The organism is Embleya sp. NPDC025285 (assembly GCF_055558835.1).
Window position 1 is genome coordinate 1 of sequence record NZ_JBVHLU010000157.1, and the last position, 16,892, is coordinate 16,892.

Here is a 16,892-nt window from a genome sequence, read left to right on the forward strand (position 1 = left end):
CTCAACGCCGCCGGACAAACGGCCGCGCGGTTCGTGGCGAATCCGTACGGGCCGCCCGGCAGCCGCCTCTACCGCACCGGCGACCTCGCGCGGCGCCGGCCGGACGGCATCATCGACTATCTCGGCCGCACCGACGACCAGATCAAGATCCGCGGCCACCGCATCGAACCCGCGGAGATCCAGAGCGTGTTGGACACCCATCCCGACGTGCTGCGTTCCGCGGTGGTGCCGAGCGCGGACGGGACCCGGCTGACCGCCTACGTGGTCGGCGTGGTCGATCCGCACACGCTGCGCGCCTGGTCGGCGGCGCGGCTGCCCGACTACATGGTCCCCGGCGCGTTCGTACCACTGGACGTGTTGCCGTTGACCGTCAACGGGAAGCTCGACCGGGCCGCGTTGCCCGAACCGGACTTCGCGGCGGCGGTCACCGCGCGAGGGCCGCGGGACACGGTCGAGGCCGTGCTGTGCCGGGTTTTCGCGGACACCCTGGAACTGCCCCGGGTGGGCATCGACGACAACTTCTTCACCCTGGGCGGGCATTCGCTGCTCGCGGTCCGCCTGGTCGGCGCGATCCGTGCCGCCGGCATCGTGGCCGACCCGGACACGGTCACCGTGGCGCTGGTGTTGACCGCGCCGACGGTCGCCGACCTGGCGGAGCGGCTGCGCGGGCGCACCGGCACGGACGAGTTGACCGCGCCCCTGCTGGCGTTGCGTCCCGATGGTGATCTCGCGCCCTTGTTCTGCGTACACGCCGGATTCGGATTCGCCTGGCCGTACACGACGTTGCTCGCGCACGTGGCGAACGACCGTCCGGTGTACGGACTCCAGGCCCCCATGTTGTCGGGCGCCGCCGCGCCGAACCGGTTCGAGGACGTGGTCGCGGGGCACCTGCGCGCCGTGCGCACGCTCCAGCCGCGGGGCCCGTACCACCTGCTGGGCTGGTCCTTCGGCGGCGAGCTCGCCTTCGCGCTGGCCGCCGAACTGCAGCGCGCGGGTGAGCCGGTGGATCTGCTGGTGCTCGTCGACGCCGAGCCGCCGGTGCCGCGCGCGCATGCCGACGGGGCGGGCGCGGACGGCGGGTTCGACGAGGAAGCCGCGTGGGCGCATCTGCTGCGGGCGACACCGGCCGAGGTGGACTTGGCCGGCGCGCTGGGCGAGGAGGTGGTGGCGGCCCTGCTCCGGACGCGGGTCGCCTACGAACCCCTCGTGCCCGCCGACCCCTACCCGCCCTTCCGCGGCGACGTGTTGTGCGTCGCGGCGCGCGAGAACCGCACGCGTACCGGCCGGGAGGCCTGGACGGCCCATGTTCTCGGCGTGGTCGACGAGTTCGTCGTCGACCACGAGCACGACGATCTGCTGACCTCGGCCGCGGTGGACCAGTGGGGCCCACTCGTACGCCGACGGTCGGACGCGACACACCCAGAGAGGCACTGAAGCATCATGCGAAGAATCGCAGCGCCGCCCTTCGTCCGCCACACCGCCGCCCGCCGCACCGGCCCCGGCCGCCTCGCCGCGGCCGGGATAGCCGTGGCACTCGTGTTCGGCCTCGCTGCCTGTGGCGACGACGACAAGAAGGATGCCTCCGGCGCGTCGCCCGTCTCCGGACCGGCGGCGGCCTCTCCCGGGACGGGCGGCGCGGCGGCGCCGACGTACCCGATCACGATCACCCACAAGCTGGGTACCACCACGATCAAGAAGGCGCCGAAGCGCATCGTCGCGCTGGGCGAGGGGGATCAGGACGCCGCGCTCGCGCTGGCGACCAAGCTCGCCGGCATGGTCGAGACGACCCCGCCGGACGGGGTGGCACCGTGGGCCAAGCCCAAGCTGGCCGGCGACAAGCCGCAGATCATCACGATGGGTGAGAACGGCGCTCCGCTGGAGAAGGTGCTCGCGCTTCAGCCCGACCTGATCCTGGCGAACACCGACTACTGGGTCGAGCAGGAGTACGACAAACTCAGCAAGATCGCGCCGACCACGGCGTTCGAGACCGGCCCCTCGCAGGACAGTTGGCAGCAGGTGACCCGGCAGGTCGGCAAGGCGCTGGGCAAGTCCACCGAGGCCGAGAAGCTGGTGACGGACCTGGAGGCCAAGATCGCCGGGGTGGCCACGAGCCATCCCGCGATCAAGGGCAAGTCCTTCGCACTGACCAACGCGCAGAACGCGGGTACGGTCGCGGTGCTCAAGGACAAGTCGGATACCTCGGTGAAGCTGCTCGCCGGGTTCGGGATGACCTTCCCGGATGCCATCGCCGGCCTGCCCGGGGCCGGATTCGCCGCCGAGTTGAGCATGGAGCGGCTGGACGTGCTCGAAGTGGGCGTGCTGCTGAGCAACTACAACGCGGACGACGCGCTGAAGAAGGCGATCGAGGGCAACCCGCAGTTCGCCAAGCTGAACGTGGTCAAGCGTGGTTCGTACGTCCCGCTGGACTCCAACGATTTCTGGGCCCTGCGCGCGCCGACCCCGCTCGCCGTGGAGTACGTGATCGACAAGATCATGCCGCGCGTGGACGCCGCCGCCCAGGCCGCGAAGGTCTGATCGCGGGCACCGGACGGAAGGTGAAGAGCCCCCGACTCCCGTGCGTCACAAGGGAGTCGGGGGCTCGATCGTTCGAGGTTCGATCGTCTCAGAGTACGGCGACCGTGGTGCCGGCGATCTGTCCCGGCATGCCGGGCACCGGCTCGGCCGGGTCGGTGCCCAGTGCCACGACGGGGTTGTCCGCGTCGACGTGCACCACGTGCGGGCGATGCGTGGCCAGTTCGGCTTCGTCCAGGAGTGCGAACGCCATCACGATGACCAGGTCGCCCGGGTGGATCAGCCGCGCGGCGGCCCCGTTGGCGCCGATCACCCCGCTGCCGCGCGGGCCGGGGATCGCGTACGTGGTCAGGCGCGCCCCGGTGTCGATGTCGACGACCTGGACCACCTCGCCCTCGGTGATGCCGGCAGCGTCGAGCAGGTCCTCGTCGACCGTCAGCGATCCGACGTAGTGCAGGTCGGCCTGTGTCACCCGGGCCCGATGGATCTTGCCACTCAGCAGCGTGCGCAGCACCGGTGCTCTCCGCTCAGTTCTCGGTGGCGGCCACGAGGGAACGCGGCCGCATGTCGGTCCAATTGGTCTCGATGTGTTCCAGGCACTGGGCCCGCGCGGCGGGTCCGTGCTCGGTGTGCCAACCGTCGGGCACGTCCAGGAACGCGGGCCACAAGGAGTACTGGCCCTCGTCGTTGAGCAGGGCCAGGAACGTCCCGGAGTCGTCGTCGAAGGGGTTCGTCACGGCGGGTCAGCCTTTCGTGGTCGTCGATGTCGTCGGCGGCGTGGCGCCGGGGGTGGGGTCTTCGGTCGCGGCGGGGTCGGTCGGGGTCGCCGCCTCCTCGGCCGGTGCGGAGGTCGGTTCCGCGGCCCGCAGCGCGGGCAGCGCGGTGGCGACCGCGAGGACCGCGGCGACACAGGCCAGGCCGCCGGCCACGAGGGTGGCGCCGGGGCCGATCAGGCGGGCGACGCCGCCGGAGAGCGCGTTGCCGGTGGCCGGGCCCGCGGTGGCCTGGGCCAGCCACAGGCTGCCCACCCGGCCTTGGAGTCGGTCGGGCGTGTACTGCTGTAGGAGGGCGCGGCGCAGGATCTCGGAGATGGTGTCGGCGCCGCCGGCCACCGCCAGGACGAGCAGGCCGAGCCACAGGTGCCGGGTCAGGCCGAAGGCGGCGATCGCCGCGCCCCACAGTGCGGCCACCGCGATCAGGGTCACCCCGGGGCGTTGCACCCGCGAGATCCAACCGCCGGCCAGGGCGCCGAGGAAGGCACCCACGGCGGGGGCGGTGTAGAGCAGGCCGACCGCGGTGGGTCCGCCGTCGAAGACCTCGTGGCCCATCTCGGGGAACAGGGCGTACGGCATGGCCAGGACGACGGCCGCCAGGTCGACGAGCATGAGCCCGCGGATGATCCTGTTCGCGCGTACGTGTCGCAGCCCGTCCAGGATGGCCTGCACGGGGTGCTGCGTGGCCGCGATGTCGGCGTCCTCGTCGGGTTCCGGATGCAGTTGCGGCAGCCGCCACAGCAGGGCCGCGCCGGCCACGAACCCGGCCGCGTCGATCAGGTAGCACACCGCGACCCCGGGGCCGGCGGCGATCAGGCCCGCCAGGCTGGGGCCCACCATCGCGCCGAACTGGGTGGTCAGGGTGAGCAATGCCGCGGCCGCCGCGAGGTGTTCGCGCCCGGCGAGGGCCGGTGTGACGGCCATCAGGGCGGGTGCGCCCAGGCCGCCGGCGATGCCGGCGGCGATGGCCGCGAGGTAGACGAACCACAGTTGGGGCTCGGGTGCGAGGGCGTTGCCGGCCAGCGCGAGCACGACGACCGCGGAGCCCGCACGGGTGGACAGGATGAGCCGGCGCCGGTCGGTGCGGTCGGCCAGTACGCCGCCGGCCAGCAGGCCCACGCACAGGCTGACGCCGATCACCAGGTTGACCAACCCCACGTGCAGCGAGGACTCGCCCAGGTCGTAGACCTGGATGCTCGCGGCGACCGAGGTCAGCGCGGTCCCGAGCATGGACAGCGCGGTGGCGGTGAACAGCAGTCGGAACTCGCGATTGGCCCGCAGCGGGGTGATGTCGACTGCGATGTCGCCCAGGCGCACCGATCAACCCTGCCGGGAGGTGGGGATCAGGCCGTTCGCGATCGCGGTCGGGTTCTCGGTCGCGATCGCGGTGGTGGGGTCCGGGCCGGAGCGCTCGTTGATGGAGGTGAGGATCTCGCCGGCGCGGACCGCGATGTTGGACAGCAGGGTGGAGCCGATGCCGTGGGTGTGCTCGGTGCCGCCTTGGAGGTAGATCCCGGCGCTGAGCGGGGGTTCGGTGACCACCCGGTAGTCGCGGCCGAGGCGGGGGCGTCCGTACTCGTCGCGCGCGCAGGCCCGGGCGGTGTCGCCGAAGAGCGCGAGTCCGTCGCCGGGGCGGTAACCCGTGGCGTAGACGACCACGTCGGCGCGCAGCGTCTCGGTCTTCCCGGTGGGCAGGAACTCGACGTCAACGTGCGCTGCTTCGGGGTCGTCCCGCAGGTCGACGACTCGGGAGGCATGCCGGATGTACAGGCGTTGGCGGCCCTGGACACGCTCCTCGTACACCCGCCGGTACAACTCTTCGATCAGATCGCCGTCCACGACCGAGTAGTTCGTGTTCCGGTGATACTCCGTCAGTTGCCGTTTGACCTGCTCGGGCGCCTCGAAGTAGTGGTCGACGGCCGCGGGGTCGAAGATCCGGTTGGCGAACGGGCTGTCGTCGGCGGGGGAGTAGCCGTAGCGGCTGAAGACCGCGTGCACCTCGGCGTCGGGGAAGCGTCGGTAGAGGTAGTCCGCGGTCTCGGCGGCGCTTTGTCCGGCGCCGACCACCACCGCGGTGCGCACGGTCGTCGGGTCGGTGGCGGCGACGTTGGGCACGAGTCGGGAGTTGTGCCAGACCCGGGCGGAGGCCTCGACTCCCTCGGGCAGGTGCGGCATCAGGCCCGGGGCGAGTACGACGTTGCGGGCGCGGTGGGGGGTGGGATCACCCGCCACGGCGACGTCGAACGCGGTGATCCGGCCGTCGGTGAGGACGGGCTCGATGGCCAACACCTCGGCGCCGTAGCGCACATGATGGGCCACCCGGGCCGCGGCCCATTCGAGGTATCCGTGGAACTCGGCCCGGAGCGGGAAGAACACCTTGTGGTTGACGAAATCGACGAGTCGGTCGATCGAGTGAAGGTAGTTGACGAAGCTGAAGTCACTGGTCGGATTACGCATCGTGGCAAGGTCCTTGAGGAAGGAGACCTGCATCGTCGCGCCGTCCACGAGCATGCCGCGATGCCAGCCGAAGGTGGGCTGTTTCTCCAGGAACAGGGCGTCCACGCGGTGGTCCGACGAGGTGCGCGCGTTGTGTTCCTCGATCGCGACGGCGAGCGCCAGGTTCGAAGGCCCGAATCCGACCCCGATGAGGTCGTGCGTGGTCTTTCCGTCGTGCCGAGAGGAGGTCAACGAGCGTTTCCCTTCTGAGTGGTGGCCTCGAAGGGCACACGAAGCACTATTGCCTTTCAGTAGGGGAGGCTAACCTAACCTCGCGCGATGTGACCAGGGCCGTGGATCAATAGGTTAGCCTTGCCTAACCTGTCACTGTGCCGAATCGCGGAGGCTGTCGTGTCCGACTACGTCGAGCGGGAACTCCCTTTGTCCGAAGATCCTTTGGACCTGGCCGCAGCGTTGGCCGAGGCATCGTCGAGCATCGTGGGCAGCCGTGCGCATGTGGTCTACGAGCGGGACGACGAATGGTGCGTGGGCCTGGGGGTGCTCGTCGAGGTCGTGGTGACCAAGCACGAGGTCCGCTGTAGCGGCGGTGGCGGTGGTGACAGCGTGCGGTCGTGGGTCGACTCGCCGCTGCCGGCGGTCGACGAATTCCTGCGCGGGGCCCCGGTGTCACACTGGCGCGCGTATGGGTGGGCCGGGTTCGAGTTCGCCTATCTTCAGGCCGGCATGCCGGAACTGGTGGGTGATGAACCGTTGTTGCACCTGTTCGTTCCGCGCATCGAGGTACGCCTGAGGCAGGGCCGGGCACGAATACGCGCCGTCGACGCCGAGGAACTCGTGGCGGTCAGCGCGCTGTTGGCCGCGCATCGACCGGCGCCGCGCAAGGATCCGGTGTCTCTCGACGTCGCGGCCGGCGGCGCCGGCGAGTACCGCTCGGCGGTCGGCGCGGCGGTGGACGAGATCCGCGCACGGCTGCTGCGCAAGGTCATCCTGTCCCGGACGGTCGAGGTGCCCACACCGGTGGACATGGTCGGCACCTACCTCGCCGGGCGGCGCGGAAACACGCCCACCCGCTCGTTCCTGCTCGACCTGGGCGGTGTGTGTGCGACCGGCTTCAGCCCCGAGATCGTGGTGTCCGTGGACGCCGATCGCAACGTCGGCACCCAGCCGCTCGCCGGAACCCGCGCGCTCGGCGGCGGGGAGGCGGCCGACCTGTCGCGACGCGACGACCTGCTCAGCGATGCCAAGGAGATCTACGAGCACGCCATCTCGGTCAAGGTCGCCTACGACGAACTGGTGCCGCTGTGCGACCCGGGCACGGTGATGGTCACCGACTACATGTCGGTCAAGCCGCGCGGCAGCGTGCAGCACCTGGCATCGTCACTGGTGGGCCGGCTCGCGCCCGGCATCGGATCGTGGGACGCGTTCGCGGCGCTGTTCCCCGCGGTGACCGCGTCGGGCGTGCCCAAACCGGCGGCGTACCGCGCGATCCGGCGACACGAGACGGGTCCGCGCGGGCTGTACAGCGGCGCGGTGTTGACCATGGACCACGACGGGACGCTGGACGCGGCCCTGGTGTTGCGCACGCTCTTCCGGCGCGACGGCAGGACGTGGCTCCAGGCGGGCGCCGGCATCGTGGAACAGTCCGAGCCCGGGCGCGAGTTCGAGGAGACTTGCGAGAAGCTGCGCTCGGTGGCCGGCTACCTGGTGCCGGCGCACTGAGCGACGGGCGTCTTCGACGGGTGCGACAGGCGTGCCTTCGCGCCGCCGGGGATGCCGAGCGGCGCGAAGGGCGGGCATGGTGTGCCGCCGGGTGGGGAGGGGGCCTCGCCGACGACGCGTGTTCGACGTGGCTCTAGCGACGGCCCCCGACCGGGATTACCAGTGGTGTGCCCGCGATGGGGCACTCGATCACCGCCGCGCGCAGGTCGAACACCTCGCGCACCAGCTCCGGCGTGACCACCTCGGCGGGCGGCCCGGACGCGACCACCCGGCCGTCGCGCATCGCGATCAGGTGATCGGCGTACCGGCACGCGTGGTTGAGCTCGTGGATGACCATCACCACGGTCCGGCCCTCGGCCCGGCCCAGTTCGGCCACCAGCTCCAACACGTCGACCTGATAGGCCAGGTCCAGGTAGGTGGTCGGTTCGTCCAGCAGCAACACGGGGGTGTCCTGGGCCAACGCCATGGCGATCCATACCCGTTGGCGCTGCCCGCCGGAGAGCTCGTCGATGCCTCGACCGGCCAGCGCGTCCACACCGGTGGCCTTGAGCGCCGCGTCCACGACGGCGTCGTCGGAGGAGGACCACTGCCGCCACCACCGCTGGTACGGAGTGCGACCGCGCGCGACCAGATCGCGCACGGTGATGCCCTCGGGCGCGGTCGGGGACTGTGGCAACAGCGCGAGCCGTTGGGCGAAGTCCCGCCCGGACAAACGGGAGACGCTCTCGCCGTCGAGCAGGACGCTGCCCTGACGCGGTTTCAGCAACCGGGCGAGGGCGCGCAGAGCGGTCGACTTCCCGCACGCGTTGGGCCCGACCAGGGCGGTCACCCGGCCGGCGGGGATGTCGAGGTCCAGGTCCCGGGCGACGATGCGTTCGCCGTAGCCGAGGGTGATGCCTTCGGCGGTCATCCCGGGGGCGGCGGTCGTCCCGGGGGCGCCGGAGGCGTTCCTCGACGGAGCGGAGGGAGGGGCGGCGTCCGGCGCGCCTTTCTTCGTCGCCGGTTCGGTGTGCCGTGTCGTGTTCCCGGCCTGCGCGGCCTGCGCGGCCTGCGCGGCCTGCGCGGCCTGCCCGGTCGAACCGGGCCGCTCGGCCGGTTCGATCGGCGCGGACGGCTCGACCGTTCCGACCGGTCCGGCGAGTTCGGCCTGCGCGGTCGCCTCCGTGTCGTCCGGGTGATCCGTCTGCTTCGTCTGCTCCGGCGCGGAACCCACGTCAGCCTCCCTTTCCGGCCCGGTTGTTCCGGGCGAGCAACCACAGCAGGTACGGCGCCCCGACGGCGCCGGTGACGATGCCGACCGGGAGTTCGTTGGTGAACGCGGTGCGGGCCACCACGTCCGCCACGACCACCAGGGCCGCGCCGACGAGACCGCTCACCACCAGGGGCAGCCCGGGGGTGCCGGCCAGTCTGCGGGCGATCTGCGGGGCGGCGAGCGCGACGAAGACCACCGGTCCCGCGCACGCGGTGGCCGCCGCCGTCAGTCCCGTCGCCAGCACGAGCAGCGCGATCCGCGAGCGGGTGACCGGCATGCCCAGGCTCGCGGCGGTGTCGTCGTCGAACTGGAGCATGCGGTACGGCCGTGCGAGCGCGATCGTCGCCGGCACCAGCACCACGAGCGCATAGCCCAACCAGCGCACGTGGGTGTACTCGCGCCCGTCCAGGCTGCCGGTCAACCACGAGGTGGCCCGGGTCGCGGTGTTCACGTCGACGCGCGCGAGCATCCAGCGGGTGAGCGCCGCGAGCATGCCGTTGACCGCGATGCCCACGAGCACGAAGCCGTACCCGGAGATGGTGCCGCCGCGAAACGCCAACAGATAGATGGCGGCGGCCGTCGCGAGCGCGCCGACCAGGGCGCCGAAGGGCACCGCGCCGTAGGTCGTGGACTGCGTGGTGCTCACACCGCCCAGCAGGATCGCCAGCACCGCGCCGGCCCCGGCGCCGGCCGTGATCCCGATCAGGTCCGGCCCGGCGAGCGGATTGCGGGTCACGGCCTGGAAGACCGCCCCGGCCATCCCGAGCGCGAATCCGACCAGCACTCCCACCAGGGCCCGTGGGAGCCGGAGTTCGTGCACGACCAACTCGGCGTCGGCGGGACCCGCGCCGAACAGCCCGGTGACCACGTCGCGCCACGGCAGGTGATAGTCGCCCAGCGCCAGCGACGCGATCAGGCCGACGAAGACGAGCACCGTCAGGCCGACGGCGGCGGCAAGCGTACGCGGGCGCACGGCGAACCCCAGCGGCCCTCGCTCCCAACGCAGGACGCGCGGTGCGGGATCGGCAGTCTTCATCCGGTGTGTTCCCCGATCCTTCCGCGCCTGACCAGATATATGAGGAAGGGCGCCCCGAGGAAGGCGGTGACCACGCCGACCTCCACCTCCGTGGGCCGTGCGATCACCCTCCCGACCACGTCGGCGACCAGCAACAACACCGCACCGGCCAGCCCCGAACACGGCACCAGCCAGCGGGCGTCGGGCCCGGTGAAGGCCCGCAGCACATGCGGCACCACCAGACCGACGAAGACGATCGGCCCGGCGGCGGCGACCGCGGTGCCGGTCAGCAGGACGACCACGAGTGCGCCCAGCGCCCGGGTGGTGCCCGCCCGCGTGCCGAGCGTGGTGGCCAACTCGTCGCCGAGCGCCAGCGCGTTGAGCCGACCGGTCAGACTCAGCGCGAGGCAGATCCCGACCACGACGAACGGCATTAGAAACAAGGTGGTTTCGCTGTCCCGGCCGGCGAGCGAACCGACCGCCCAGGAGCGGTAGCGGTTCAGCGAGTCGGGGTCGGTCAGCACGAGCGCGCCGGTCCCGGCCTCCAACAGCGCGCTGACCGCGGCCCCCGCGAGCGCGAGCTTGGCGGGTGTCGCGCCACCCACGCCCGCGCCGCCCACCAGGTAGGCGATCGCGCCCGCGATCGCCGCGCCGAGGAAGGCGAACCACAGGTGGCTGTGCGATCCGGTCAGTCCGAGCAGTCCCACACTCGCCGCGACCGCGAACGCCGCACCCGCGCTGACCCCGATCAGACCGGGGTCGGCCAACGGGTTGCGGGTCACGTTCTGGGCGACGGCGCCGGCCACCCCCAGCGCGACGCCCACCAGGAGTCCCAGGAGCGTGCGCGGCACCCGCAGATCGCGAATCAGCCCGGCGTCACCGGTGCGTTCGCCGCCCAGCATGGCGAGCACCTCGCTCGGCGCGACGTTGCGCGTGCCGATCGCCAGGGACGCGAACAGCGCGCCGAGCAGCAGCACGGCCAGCATCGCGAGCAGCCCGACACGCGAGGAACGACCGGGCGCGGCCCGGGCGTCGGACGCGGCGACGGCGGACGGGGCATCGGGGGAATCGACCCGGAGAGACACCCCAGTAAGGTAAGGCATACCTGAAAGACTTGCCCAGTACGCCCGGTTGCGACGCCATGCCGCCGGGCGTCGCGCACGCATACCGATTCCGACCCGAGGCGCCGAGCAATCGGGACCGAACGACGAGGGGGCATCCCATGGCGCGAGACGACCAGGCCGGCGACACCCGTGACCGTGCCGGGCGATCGCCGATTCGCACCTGTCTGGCCACGGTCGTGCGGTCGGCCGAGGTGACGCCGAGAATGTTGCGGTTGACGCTCGGCGGAGACGAGTTGCGTACGTTCGAGGGCGGAAGGCAGGCCGACGAACGGGTCAAACTCTTCTTCCCGCCTCGGGGCGAACGCATACCGGTGCTACCCGAATTCGGCCCCGAGGGTCTGGTCCATCCCGCCGGCGCGACGCCGCCGCACGCGCGCAACTACACCGTGCGGCGCTTCGACCCGGCCGGGCCCGAACTCGACATCGACTTCGTGATCCACGGCCACGGCCGAGCCGTGGAATGGGCCCGCGAGGCCCGACCCGGCGACGTGCTCGGGATAGCCGGCCCGGCGGTCGGTACGCTCCCGCCCGCCGACGCCGACCAGTTGTTGATCGCCGGGGACGAAACGGCGCTGCCCGCCGTGGCCTCGATCCTCGAACGCCTCACCCCCGGCACGCGCGCGCACGTCTTCGTCGAGGTCGCCGACCGCTTCGAGGAGCAGCCCCTGAGCGCGGCACCGGGCACCGACGTGCGGATCCGATGGTTGCACCGGGACACCTCGGCCGACCCCGACGACGATCAATTGGCCGACGCGGTTTGTGAATTCCCCTGGCCGGACGGCACCGTGCACGCCTGGGTCGCCGGCGAGGCGCTCACCGTGCGCACCATCCGTCGCTACCTGCGCAACGAACGCGGTCTGAACCGGGACACCCTGCACGCGGCCGGCTACTGGCGCCGAGGCAAGACGGTGGAGGAGTGGCTGAACGAGCCCCAGGACGCGGACGCCTGATCCCGCACGGGCGTCCTCCCCGCGGGGATTCCGGCCCGAAGAGATTTCCGACGAAGGTGTTATCAAACCCGGGGCTCGTGGCGTTTCTCGTGTGACGTCAACGTGTGGAGGGCCCATGTCGGGAAGCAAGGCCGCGGCCGCGGACTTCGAGGAGTTCGCGCACGCGCGCAGCGGGCAATTGCTGCGCACCGCCTGCCTGCTCACCGGCGACTGGCACATGGCCGAGGACCTGGTCCAGGAGACCTTCGGGAAGTTGTTCCCGCGCTGGAACCGGGTGAGCGAGATGGACGCGCCCATGGCGTACGCGCACCGGACGCTGGTCAGAACGTTCCTGTCCGCCCGGCGACTCAAACGCTGGTCGGAGTATCCCGCCGAGGAACTCCCGGACGCGCACGCGCCCGACGGCCACGACATCGAGCTGCGCCTGACTCTTCTGGAAGGTCTGGCGCGACTGTCCCCGGACGACCGCGCGGTACTGGTGTTGCGCTACTGGGAGGACTACGCCGCGCTGTTCCCCGCCGCGATCGCGGTCGCCGCGGTGGAGGTCGTGCTCACCCGACGGCCCGGCACCGACGCGGCCCGACGCCGCGGTGTCGCCGCCGTCGCCGGGTTGTGGCCGCGCGTACGGCGTTGCCGGCGGCATCCGCTGGTCGTCGTGGCGGCGCTGCTGGTCGCCGCGCAGTACTGCTGGCGCGCCGCACTGGCCGTGTTCCTGGGCCCGTTGGACTTCGACGGACTGTGGTACCACCTGCCCGGACCCGCCCTGTGGCTCCAACAGGGCCATGTGGGACACACCCCGCAGGTGTTGTGGGCCGACGTGTACCCGCAAGGGCAGGAACTGCTCACCGGCTTCAGCGGCGCGTTCCTGGGCGACACCCGACTCGGTTGGGCGTCCGGACTGCCCTTCCTCGCCCTGGGCGCGCTCGCCACGGCCGGGCTCGCCCGTACGGCCGGCGCCCGCCGCGCGCACGCCGTACTCGCCGGTCTCGGCATCCTGGCGATCCCCGCAGTGTTCCTGGAAGCCTCCACCACCTACGTGGACTTCGCCACGGCCGCGACCACACTGACCGCGCTGCACCTGACGCTCGACCTGCACCCGGCCGTCGTGGACGCGATGCGGCGCGGCGAGGACGCGACGCGCTGTCTGCGTTACCGGGTGCCGATGGTCGGGATCGCGCTGGGGACGGCGATCGGCGTCAAGTCCTCGAACCTGTTGACCGCCGCCATGGTCGGCGTTCTGGTCGTGGTGCAGACCTGGCGTGTGGTCGGTGCGCTGCGGCGCTCGTTGCCGCCCAGCCCCGGGTCCGCGCCGGTCACCCGCGCCGCCCGGCTGCGCGGTCACGCCGCCGCCGCCCGCGTGGCGCTGCCGAACGCGGCCGTGCTGGGTGTGCCCACACTGGCGCTGGGCGGCTACTGGTACATCCGCACCTGGCTCAGATACGGCAACCCCTTCCACCCGTTCACGATGCTCGGCTTCCACGGGAAGGGCACCGTCGACGAACTGATCATCGTCCACAACACGGCATGGGTCGTGCGCGGCGAGAGCAAGCTCCGCGCCACGTGGCACTCGTGGACCTTCGACCGTGAACGCGTGGCCTACACGTACGATCAGCAACCCGGCGGATTCGGGCTGCAATGGATCTACGTCCTGCTCCCGGTCGTGCTCGTCGCCATCGCCCTGTTCGTGCGCGGGCGCCGCTTCGACCTGTTGTGGGGACTGCTGCTCCCGGTGGTCGTGCACGGGTTGGCGTCCCCGGCGCCGTGGTGGGCCCGCTACCAGTTGATCGTGCCGGCGGTGGGCTGTGTGTGCCTGGCGGCGGTGCTGACCGCGGTGGCGGAAGGGCCGCGTGGCGGGCGGGACCCCGGCGGCCCACCCGATCCGCGCGTCCGTCGTGCGGTGCTGCCGTCGGTGCCGCCGCTGTGGCGAAGGTGTGTGGCCGGGCTGGTCGCGGGCGCGTTCGTCGCGACGACGGCGGTCTCGATGTGGTGGGCGACGCAGCCGACCAACACCTGGGTCGGCGACCGCGCGTCGGCGCGGCGCGCGGACGTCCGCGAGACGATCGACCTGATGCGCGACCCGGACCGGGACGAACGCATCCTGCCCACGGCGTCCTACGCCGGGATGAATCGTGTCCCCGACGGCCGGACCGTGGCCTTCACCGAGTACACCCACCAGCGCTTCGTCAACCTGATGCTGGGCGAACGCGGGCAACGACGGGTCGCCAACCTGGGCGAGCCGCGTGACGTCCCGGACTTCACCCGCCGACTGCGTGCCTCCGGCGCCCGGTACGTGCTGCTGACGGTCGCCGGGCGGGACCGCGACCTGCTGCTCGCCGTACTGCGCGACCGCGCCCACTACCGTCCGGTGGTGCGCGCGGGAGGTGGGGTCGGCTGGTCCGCCGGCGGACTCGGCGGCGCGGAACTCTTCGAAGTCGGCGATTTCACCGGCAGCGTGTGCGGCCACCGTGCGCCCCGACTGGTTGCCACGAAGCGGGCACCCGACACGATCGCCGTCTCGTTCCGGGACGCGTGCGCGGCACCTTTGTTCGAGGTCGAGGTGGTGCTCGTGAACGCGGGCGGGGAGGCCGTCCGGGCCTGGACCGGCCGAGAAGGCGAGGCCGTCCTGCGCGTGCCGTCCGACCTCGCCGGGAAACCGCTGCTCGTGCGGTTCGCGGGAGACGGGTACTACGAGGGTGGGGAGGCGACGGTGGACTGATGGTCGGGGCCGGGGCGCGGCCGGCGCCGGTGGCGGGACGGCTTGCGGAGTGGGGAGCCGTGCCGGCGCCTCGGTCCCGGGTATCTCCGGGTGTCGGGTACTTGTCGAATTCGACCGAAGGAGTACCCGAGTCCTGGGTCTGGCGGACGAGGCGCCGGCCGCTAACCGTTGTCTAGCGTCGGAGTCATGAAATCAGACGATGTGTACCCATCCTGTGAGATCGAGGCCCCGGCGATCTCGCCCCGACACGGGCCGGGTGCGACTGTGGCCCTCGGCCTGGTTCCGGACCCGCCGCCGGCGCGCGGCACCGCCACCGTCACCGGGGCGCCGGGGTGGGTCGCCACCGGTGCCGCGCCGCCCAAAGACTCCGCTGCGGCGCGCGGTGACCCGGCGGCGGCCCTGGCTCACTCCGCGCATGCGCTGGGCAGTACCCTGCCGGGCGGCTCCGAGGCGGATCTGCGGGCGTTCGACACGATGATCGGCGGCGCGGACGTGGTCGGCGTGGGCGAGGCCACGCACGGTTCGAGCGAGTTCTGCACCGTCAAGCATCGCCTGTTCCGGCACCTGGTCGAACACCGCGGTTTCCGGAGCCTCGTCCTCGCGGTCCACCGGGATGCGGGGGTCCGCCTGGACGCGTGGGTGTTGCACGGCACGGGCCATCTGAGGACGATCATGGACGAAGAGTTCCGTGCCGGTGACAGTGCGTGGAACACCACCGAGACGCGGGACCTGTTGCGGTGGATGCGGGTGTGGAACGTACGCCGGCCCGACAGTCCGGTCCGGGTGGCCGGGAACGGCCTTGACTGCGCGTTCGTCATCGCCGACGAAGCGGCGCGGCGGTACCGCGACCGGGTCGCCGCCGACTACACCCTGTGGTGGCAGCGCCACACCGGCACGCGGGTCTTCCTCTCCGCCCACAACGCGCAGATCGCCGGCGAGGGCCGGGCCGGGACCGGGACCCAGGGGCGCATCCTGCGCGAACGTCTCGGGGCCCGCTACGTCAACGCCGGATTCACCTTCGGCCAGGGATCATTCAACGCGATCGACCAGAACGCCCCCGGCGCACCGTGGCGTCGCTTTACGATCGGCCCGCCCGCCACCCGCGCCGGCGAGGACGTCCTGGAGAGAGTCTCCCGACGTGACTGGTACCTCGACACCCGCGCCGCGGCCCCGGGCGTCGCGCACGACTGGATCGAGGCCGCGCACCCCATTCGCAGCCTCGGCGTCGTCTGGCCCTGCGACGAGTACGAGAACACTCGGCTGCGCGCGAGCTACGACATCCTCATCCACCTGCACCACATCGGCGCTACCCACCGGCGCGCCGGCAACTCGACGTGACGAGTGGATGGGTCGGGGCCCGGGTGGGGCTTCGGCAGCGCTCCCGGCCCCCGTCTTCGTACCCGCTTCCGCTCCTGCTTCGGCTTCCGAGCGTGCGTCCGTCGATGGGGGAGGCCGGGGGTGAACAGGACCGGCCTCAATCGGCCGCCGAGCCGCGGTCGACCGAGGAGATCGGTGGGGCGATGTCCTCGAGGGAGCGCCCTTCGGCGTTGATCGCGAGGAATCCGGCGACGATGCCGGCGGCCAGCATCAGACCCGCGCCGATGCAGAACGCGAGGACGGTGTCCGCGACATCGCCGGACTTGGTCAGGTCCGAGAAGACCAGGGGCCCGGCGATTCCGCCCGCCGCGGTACCCACCGCGTAGAACAGCGCGATGGCCGATGCCCGGGCCTCCATCGGGAAGATCTCCGAGACGGTCAGGTAGGCACTGCTCGCGCCGGTGGAGGCGAGGAACAACACGACGCACCAACACGCGGTGAGCGTGGTCGCGTTCAGGTGTCCCGCTCCGAACAGCCAGGCGGTGACGAAGAGCGCGAGCGCGCTGCCGACATAGGTCGAGGTGATCATCACGCGTCGTCCGACCGTGTCGAACAACGGCCCCAGCAGCAGCGGACCGAGCAGGTTGCCGACGGCGATCACGGCGAAGTAGTAGCCGGCACGGTTGCTCGGCACGTCGTAGAAGGTTTCCAGGATCGACGCGAAGCCGAAGGTGATGGCGTTGTAGAGGAATGCCTGGCCGATGAACAACGACAGGCCCAGGACCGAACGACGCGGATGGTCCCGTACCACGCTGCGCGCGATCGCGCCCAGACCCGCCGCCTTGCCGGTGTCGATGGTCAACTCGCCCTCGGGATCCGGCAATGCGCGCTTCTCGCCGGTGCTTCGCGCGCTCTCGGCCACCACCTCCTCCTCGGCCTCGGGGGGGGGGGGGGGGGGGGGGGGGGGGGGGGGGGGGGGGGGGGGGGGGGGGGGGGGGGGGGGGGGGGGGGGGGGGGGGGAAAGGGGGGGGGAGAGA

At 71.7% G+C, this 16,892-nt stretch carries 14 protein-coding genes; 6 read left to right on the forward strand and 8 right to left on the reverse strand.

The genetic code is table 11. The annotated features are described in order from the left end of the window. The coding region (locus tag ACZ4FV_RS48655) for a thioesterase domain-containing protein (RefSeq protein ID WP_465327654.1) at positions 1-1,434 on the forward strand (1,434 nt) is incomplete at its 5' end. A gap of 6 nt (positions 1,435-1,440) precedes the next feature. Beyond that, positions 1,441-2,535: an ABC transporter substrate-binding protein gene (locus tag ACZ4FV_RS48660; RefSeq protein WP_465327656.1), complete on the forward strand. Its 1,095-nt coding sequence runs from the start codon at positions 1,441-1,443 to the stop codon at positions 2,533-2,535. An 88-nt stretch (positions 2,536-2,623) separates the two neighbouring features. Here ACZ4FV_RS48660 and panD read toward each other — a convergent pair whose 3' ends face one another. From panD to ACZ4FV_RS48680, 4 genes are read right to left on the reverse strand one after another with little or no spacing between them, the layout of a single operon-like run. Then, positions 2,624-3,046 (reverse strand): aspartate 1-decarboxylase, encoded by a 423-nt coding sequence (gene panD, locus ACZ4FV_RS48665; protein WP_465327658.1) that lies wholly within the window; start codon positions 3,044-3,046, stop codon positions 2,624-2,626. Positions 3,047-3,059: 13 nt separating this feature from the next. Next, positions 3,060-3,269, reverse strand: coding sequence for an MbtH family protein (locus ACZ4FV_RS48670; RefSeq protein ID WP_395864980.1), 210 nt, complete (start codon positions 3,267-3,269; stop codon positions 3,060-3,062). A 6-nt stretch (positions 3,270-3,275) separates the two neighbouring features. Continuing rightward, positions 3,276-4,622, reverse strand: a complete 1,347-nt coding sequence (gene entS, locus ACZ4FV_RS48675) for an enterobactin transporter EntS (protein ID WP_465327659.1) — start codon at positions 4,620-4,622, stop codon at positions 3,276-3,278. Positions 4,623-4,625: 3 nt separating this feature from the next. Next, the gene (locus ACZ4FV_RS48680) at positions 4,626-5,993 is read right to left on the reverse strand and encodes a lysine N(6)-hydroxylase/L-ornithine N(5)-oxygenase family protein (RefSeq protein WP_402241752.1); all 1,368 of its coding nucleotides are present in this window, start codon (positions 5,991-5,993) and stop codon (positions 4,626-4,628) included. Between the two features lie 159 nt (positions 5,994-6,152). Here ACZ4FV_RS48680 and ACZ4FV_RS48685 point away from each other — a divergent pair, with 159 nt between their 5' ends. Continuing rightward, positions 6,153-7,481 carry a salicylate synthase gene (locus tag ACZ4FV_RS48685; protein WP_402241750.1) on the forward strand — a complete coding sequence of 443 codons (1,329 nt, stop codon included), beginning with the start codon at positions 6,153-6,155 and terminating at the stop codon, positions 7,479-7,481. A gap of 133 nt (positions 7,482-7,614) precedes the next feature. On the opposite strand, the gene ACZ4FV_RS48690 is transcribed toward ACZ4FV_RS48685, so the two are convergent. The 3 genes from ACZ4FV_RS48690 to ACZ4FV_RS48700 all read right to left on the reverse strand — a co-directional run bounded on the left by ACZ4FV_RS48690 (position 7,615) and on the right by ACZ4FV_RS48700 (position 10,734). Further along, complete coding sequence (locus tag ACZ4FV_RS48690) at positions 7,615-8,391, reverse strand: ABC transporter ATP-binding protein (protein WP_395865284.1); 777 nt, start codon at positions 8,389-8,391, stop codon at positions 7,615-7,617. 304 nt (positions 8,392-8,695) lie between these two features. Beyond that, positions 8,696-9,769 carry a FecCD family ABC transporter permease gene (locus ACZ4FV_RS48695; protein ID WP_395864973.1) on the reverse strand — a complete coding sequence of 358 codons (1,074 nt, stop codon included), beginning with the start codon at positions 9,767-9,769 and terminating at the stop codon, positions 8,696-8,698. Beyond that, on the reverse strand, positions 9,766-10,734 hold the full coding sequence (locus ACZ4FV_RS48700; protein ID WP_465327667.1) for a FecCD family ABC transporter permease: 969 nt from the start codon (positions 10,732-10,734) through the stop codon (positions 9,766-9,768). Before ACZ4FV_RS48700 ends, ACZ4FV_RS48695 begins: the two co-directional genes overlap by 4 nt. A 236-nt stretch (positions 10,735-10,970) precedes the next feature. Between ACZ4FV_RS48700 and ACZ4FV_RS48705 the strand changes: the two genes are divergently transcribed. From ACZ4FV_RS48705 to ACZ4FV_RS48715, 3 genes are all read left to right on the forward strand, one after another. Next, positions 10,971-11,822: a siderophore-interacting protein gene (locus ACZ4FV_RS48705; RefSeq protein WP_395864971.1), complete on the forward strand. Its 852-nt coding sequence runs from the start codon at positions 10,971-10,973 to the stop codon at positions 11,820-11,822. A gap of 115 nt (positions 11,823-11,937) precedes the next feature. Continuing rightward, a complete protein-coding gene (locus tag ACZ4FV_RS48710) occupies positions 11,938-14,538 on the forward strand; it encodes a SigE family RNA polymerase sigma factor (protein WP_465327661.1) in 2,601 nt (866 codons plus the stop codon). A gap of 186 nt (positions 14,539-14,724) precedes the next feature. Next, complete coding sequence (locus ACZ4FV_RS48715; RefSeq protein WP_465327663.1) at positions 14,725-15,876, forward strand: erythromycin esterase family protein; 1,152 nt, start codon at positions 14,725-14,727, stop codon at positions 15,874-15,876. Positions 15,877-16,012: 136 nt separating this feature from the next. On the opposite strand, the gene ACZ4FV_RS48720 is transcribed toward ACZ4FV_RS48715, so the two are convergent. Further along, positions 16,013-16,892 (reverse strand): MFS transporter (locus ACZ4FV_RS48720; protein ID WP_465327665.1); only part of this gene is annotated, 880 nt, incomplete at its 5' end.